The organism is Streptomyces sp. NPDC037410, assembly GCF_055602235.1.
In genome coordinates, this window is sequence record NZ_JBVJWR010000025.1 from 52928 (window position 1) to 58147 (window position 5220).

The 5220-nt window shown below is 73.6% G+C and carries 5 protein-coding genes; 2 read left to right on the forward strand and 3 right to left on the reverse strand.

Translation table 11 applies throughout. The features are described from left to right. Positions 1–261: 261 nt before the first annotated feature. Both ACZ7HT_RS31625 and ACZ7HT_RS31630 read left to right on the forward strand, forming a co-directional pair. Positions 262–909, forward strand: a complete 648-nt coding sequence (locus ACZ7HT_RS31625; RefSeq protein WP_471172097.1) for a DUF4126 domain-containing protein — start codon at positions 262–264, stop codon at positions 907–909. 54 nt (positions 910–963) lie between these two features. Next, complete coding sequence (locus tag ACZ7HT_RS31630; RefSeq protein WP_471172098.1) at positions 964–2397, forward strand: phytoene desaturase family protein; 1434 nt, start codon at positions 964–966, stop codon at positions 2395–2397. 28 nt (positions 2398–2425) lie between these two features. Here the strand turns inward: ACZ7HT_RS31630 and ACZ7HT_RS31635 are convergent, their stop codons facing one another. The 3 genes from ACZ7HT_RS31635 to thiE all read right to left on the reverse strand — a co-directional run bounded on the left by ACZ7HT_RS31635 (position 2426) and on the right by thiE (position 5101). Further along, positions 2426–3274: a hypothetical protein gene (locus tag ACZ7HT_RS31635; RefSeq protein ID WP_471172100.1), complete on the reverse strand. Its 849-nt coding sequence runs from the start codon at positions 3272–3274 to the stop codon at positions 2426–2428. Between the two features lie 54 nt (positions 3275–3328). Then, entirely contained in the window at positions 3329–4246 is a 918-nt protein-coding gene (metF, locus tag ACZ7HT_RS31640; RefSeq protein WP_471172102.1) for a methylenetetrahydrofolate reductase [NAD(P)H], read from the reverse strand. A gap of 201 nt (positions 4247–4447) precedes the next feature. Next, positions 4448–5101, reverse strand: coding sequence for a thiamine phosphate synthase (gene thiE, locus ACZ7HT_RS31645; RefSeq protein ID WP_471172104.1), 654 nt, complete (start codon positions 5099–5101; stop codon positions 4448–4450). Positions 5102–5220 lie beyond the last annotated feature (119 nt).

Sequence of the window (5220 nt, forward strand, 5' to 3'; positions counted from 1 at the left end):
CCAGCAAGAACCAAAACAAAAACAACAAAAATGCGGCTTCGCCCCCCCCCCCCCCCCCCCCCCCCCCCCCCCCACCGGCCTCTTTCGCTCCCCCGTGCCGGCAGGTGCGCGATCCCGTTCCGCAGCCCCGTGCCGGCGGTACCGGAGCCGCGCCCCTTCCGTGGACTCCACTCTCTCCTCCGGGCGCCTCCGGGCCCATCCGCGCGCCTACTCATCTCGCCCCCTAGGTACGGATACTCAGTCCTGGTTACGATCGCGGGCGTGTCCGTACTCCCCCTCGTGTTCACCAGCGGCTGGGCGAGCGGGATCAACGCGTACGCGGTGGTCCTGCTGTTCGGCGTCTTCGGCGCGACCGGGCTGACCGACGAGGTCCCCGCGTCCCTGCAGCGCACCGATGTCCTCGTCGTGGCCGGCGTGCTGTTCCTGTGCGAGGCGGTGGCGGACAAGATTCCGTACGTCGACTCGATATGGGACTCCGTCCACACCGTGATCCGGCCGATCGCGGGCGCCGTGGTCGGCGCCCTGCTCGCCGGGCAGAGCGGCTCGCTGCCGGAGCTGGCGGCGGGCGCGATCGGCGGTTCGACCGCCCTGCTCAGTCACCTCGTCAAGGCCGGGACGAGGATGGCGGTCAACACGACGCCGGAGCCGTTCTCGAACGTCCTCCTGAGCCTCGCGGAGGACCTCGGGGTGGCCGCGATCGTCACCTTCGCGGTCTTCCATCCGGTGGCGGCCTCGGTCATCGCGGCCGTCCTGCTCCTGTCGGGTCTGGCGATACTGGTCTTCCTGGCGCGGCGGATCCGCCGCTTCTGGCTCCGCCGGTCGCAGCGACGGGAGGAGAGACGGCTCGCGGCGACGGGGGCGCGGCCCCGGGCCCGGGCCCCGCTCGACGACGGATCCGACCACTTCTGACCGGGCCCGACCGGGCTTCCAACGGTGTCCGAGGCGCCGAATAGACTCGCCCGCATGGCACGGATTGTGGTGATCGGCGCGGGACTCGGCGCCATGGCGGCGGCAGCGCGCCTTGCGGTCGCCGGACACACGGTGACGGTGTACGAGAAGACGTCGGCGTACGGCGGCGCGGTCGGCCGCTTCGAGCGCGACGGCTTCGCCTTCGACACCGGCCCGGGGCTGCTGCATCTGCCCGCCGTCTACCGGGACCTGTTCGTGAAGACGGGCAAGGAGCCCCTTGAGGAGTGCGTCGCGCTGACGCAGGTCGATCCGGCGGCCCGTCACGTCTTCGCCGACGGCACCCGTGTCGACCTGCCGAACGCCTCCCGGGCCGGCACGGTCGCCGCCCTGGACGCGGCGCTCGGCGCGGGTGCGGGCGCGCGCTGGGGCGACTTCCTGACCCGGGCCCGCGAGGCCTGGGACCGGACCCGGCGCCCGCTCCTGGAGGAGCCGCAGCCGGCCGACCCGGCTCCCCTCGCCCGGGAGCCGTACCCGGCCCTGAAGGCGGGCCTGCTGCGCCGCCCGACGACGACGCTCGCCCAGGTCGGGACGCGGGAGCTGCGCGACCCGCGCCTCGCCGCCCTCCTCGACGCGTACACGTGGTCGTACGGTTTCGACCCGGCGACCGCCCCGGCCTCGGCCGCCGTCCTGCCGTACATGGAGCAGACCTTCGGCAGCTGGTACGTGGGCGGGGGCCTGCGGGCGCTGGCCGACGCGGTGTACGAGCGGTGCCGGAAGCGGCGGGTGGAGTTCGTGTTCGACACGGCGGTCGAGGACGTCCTGGAGAAGGACGGCCGGGCGGCCGGTGTCCGGCTTGCGGGCGGCGAGGTCGTCGAGGCCGACCACGTGGTGTCGGGGGCCCCTGTGCCGGCGCTCTACCGCGACCACGTCGTCGAGTGGGAGCACGGCGACGACTGGCCGCACCACCAGGCGATCGGCACGGGCCGGGTGACGGTCTGTCTGGCCCTGCGCGGCCCCCGGGAGGCGGACGCGGTCCACCGGACCGTCGTGCACGCGGAGGGCGGGCGGCCGACCGTGACCGTGCTGCGGCCGGACGACCCGGCGCTGCGCCCGGACGGGGAGCACGAGTCGGTGACGGTCACGGCGACCGTGCGGACCTCCCCCGGGCAGGACTGGGAGGCCTTCGCCGACCTGATGGCCGAGGCGGCGGGCCGCGCGGTCCCGGGGCTCGCGGAGCGGCTGCTGTGGCGGCACGTCCGCACCCCGGAGGACGTCCGGCGGGACACGGGCGCCGCCGAGGTGCCGGGGCCCGCCCTCGCCGGGGCCGACGGCCGGCTCCTGCCGGCCGCCAACCGCTCCCCGCTGCCGGGCCTGTACTTCGCGGGCGGTTGGTCGCACCCGGGCGGCGGGCTCGCCCACGCGGGCATGTCGGGCGCCCTGGTGGCCGGACTCATCGTGGAGGGCGCGGACTTCCGCGGCTCCCAGTAAGGGTCCCGGTAAGACTCCCGGTCAACTCCTAGTAGCGGTACTGGTCGTCCGGGTGCGGCTGCTGCTGCTCGTATCCGTACGGGGCCTGCTGCTGCGGGGCGTGGTCGGTGTCGCGCTGCTGCGGGACCCAGACGCCGCCGGGCGGGGTGTCGTAGGTGTACGAGGGGGCGTACGGGTCGGCGTAGTACGGGGTGTACTGCTGGCTGTCCGTGCCCGGCCCGATGTACGGGTCGGAGTACGCGGCGTACTGCTGCTGCCCGGCGGCGGCGCCGTAGTCGTAGGCCGGCTGCTGCGCGTAGCCGGGCTGTTCGTAGGCGGTCTGGCCGTACGCGGGCTGCTGCTCGTAGGACGGCTGCTCGTATCCGGCCGCCGCGTAGGGGTCGTACCCCGTGTCGTAGACCCCGTACTGGCCGGTGTCCTCGGGCATGGGCTGCGGCTCGTAGACCGCCGTCGTCTCGGCGGCGGCCTCGGGGTGCGGCTCGTGGCCGGGGCCGTCCTGCGTGCCGTACCCGGTGTCGTACGCGTCGTCCCCCGAGTCGTCCTCCGAGCCGTACGAGACCTCGGTGACCTCCAGGGTGGGTCCGGCCGGCGCGCCGGCCTTGCGGCGGCGGCTCGCGCCCGGGCTCCCGCCGATCGCCCAGCCGGTGGAGAAGCCGCGGCGGAAGGAGAGCGTCACATAGGTCTGGCCGACCGCGAAGGCCACCGCTCCGGCGATGATGACGGCGACGGAGGGCAGCAGGACGCCGATGACCACGCAGAGGAAGCCGCCGAAGGCGAGCAGGCGCCAGCGCAGCCGCGCCTTGTACTGGAGGAGCACCTCCCCCAGCAGCCACAGTGCGACCACGCCGAACGCGATGTAGAGGACCGTCCACCCCATGCCCCGCCGCCCCTCTCCACGGTCACCGCCGCGGGTCGGGGCGGCTACGACCGGTCACGACTGCTCGTGCAGTCCGAGATTCTCGTAGATCTCGAGCGTCGCGGTGGAGCTGTTGAGCGTGATGAAGTGCAGTCCGGGGACACCCTCGGAGAGCAGACGCGCGCAGAACTCCGTCGCGAACTCGATACCGATGGAGCGTACAGCGGCGGGATCGTCCTTGACGGCGAGGATGCGGTCTTTCACGTCCGAGGGGAAGACGGCGTTGCTGAGCTGGGGCAGCCGGTCGAGGGTCTTCACGTTCACGACGGGCATGACCTCGGGGATGATCGGGGTCTCGCAGCCCGCCTTCTCCGCGCTGTCGCGCAGCCGCAGGTAGTTCTCCGGGTCGAAGAACATCTGGGTGATCGCGTAGTCGGCGCCCGCGCGGCACTTGTCCACGAAGTGCCGGATGTCCGTGTCCCAGTCGGTGGACCGGGGGTGCATCTCCGGGAAGGCGGCGACGCCGACGCAGAAGTCTCCGGACTCCTTGATCAGCCGGACGAGGTCGGCGGCGTACTTCACGCCCTCCGGGTGCTCGATCCACTCCCCCAGCGGGTCGCCCGCCGGGTCGCCGCGCAGCGCGAGCATGTTGCGGATGCCGGCGTCGGCGTACTGGCCGAGGACGTTGCGCAGCTCGGCGACCGAGTGGTCGACGGCCGTCAGGTGGGCGACGGGGGTGAGGGTGGTGTCGGAGGCGATCTTCTGGGTGGCCTTGACGGTGCCGCCGCGGGTGGTGCCGCCGGCGCCGTAGGTCACGGAGACGAAGCTGGGGCCGACCGCCTCGACGCGGCGCATGGCGTTCCAGAGGACCTGCTCGCCCTTCTCGGTCCGGGGCGCGTAGAACTCGAAGGAGTACGACGTGTCACCGGACGCGAGGATCTCGCGGACCGTGCGCGCACGGTCCGACCGGACGGAAGCGGTACCAAGGGCCATACGGGCAGGTTAGACGCGGTCCAGGGAACCGCGTGAATGCCGTCCGAGTGTTGGACACCTTTTCGGACAGCTGTCGGACATCCGGCGGACGGGTGCCGGGCGGATGTCCGGGCGGATTGTCCGGGCGGATGTCCGGGCAGGAGTCCGGGCAGGTGTCCGGGCGGATGTCCGGGCGGATGTCCGGGCGGATGCCCCGCGGGCTCAGGCTTCGGCGCGCTCGCGGACGCGCTTGGCGAGGGCGGCCGTCGCGGCGGCCGGGTCGGCGGCCTCGGTGATGGCGCGGACGACGACGATCCGGCGGGCGCCCGCGTCCAGGACCTCGTCGAGGTTGGTCTCGTCGATGCCGCCGATGGCGAACCAGGGCCGCTCCTGGGCCAGGCCCGCCGCGTACCGCACGAGGCCGAGCCCCGGCGCGTACCGTCCGGGCTTGGTGGGGGTGGGCCAGCAGGGGCCGGTGCAGAAGTAGTCCACGCCCGGCTCGGCGGCGGCCGCGGCCACCTCGGTCTCGGCGTGGCAGGAACGGCCGATCAGCACTCCGTCGCCGAGGACCGCGCGGGCGGCGGGCACGGGCAGGTCGCCCTGGCCCAGGTGGAGGACGTCGGAGCCGATGGCGTGGGCCACGTCGGCCCGGTCGTTCACCGCGAGGAGCCTGCCGTGCCGGCGGGCGGCCTCGGCGAAGACGGCGAGGTGCTCCAGCTCCTCGCCGGCCTCCATGCCCTTGTCGCGGAGCTGCACGATGTCCACGCCGGAGGAGAGCACGGCGTCGAGGAAGTCCGGCAGGTCGCCCTGGCGCTTCCGGGCGTCGGTGCACAGGTAGAGGCGGGCGTCGGCGAGCCGCTCACGAGGCGTGGACATGGGTGGGTTCCCCCGTTCGTGCGCCGGTGCCGGGGGGGGGGGGGGGGGGGGGGGGGGGGGGGGGGGAGAACGCGGGGGGGGGGGTTTGGGGGGTGGGGGGTTTGGGATGGGGTCCCACA

Bases quoted from the DNA above. Each gene is read 5' to 3' on its own strand.
- metF (WP_471172102.1), bottom strand. From the start codon at position 4,246: ATGGCCCTTGGTACCGCTTCCGTCCGGTCGGACCGTGCGCGCACGGTC.
- ACZ7HT_RS31630 (WP_471172098.1), top strand. From the start codon at position 964: ATGGCACGGATTGTGGTGATCGGCGCGGGACTCGGCGCCATGGCGGCG.
- ACZ7HT_RS31635 (WP_471172100.1), bottom strand. From the start codon at position 3,274: ATGGGGTGGACGGTCCTCTACATCGCGTTCGGCGTGGTCGCACTGTGG.
- thiE (WP_471172104.1), bottom strand. From the start codon at position 5,101: ATGTCCACGCCTCGTGAGCGGCTCGCCGACGCCCGCCTCTACCTGTGC.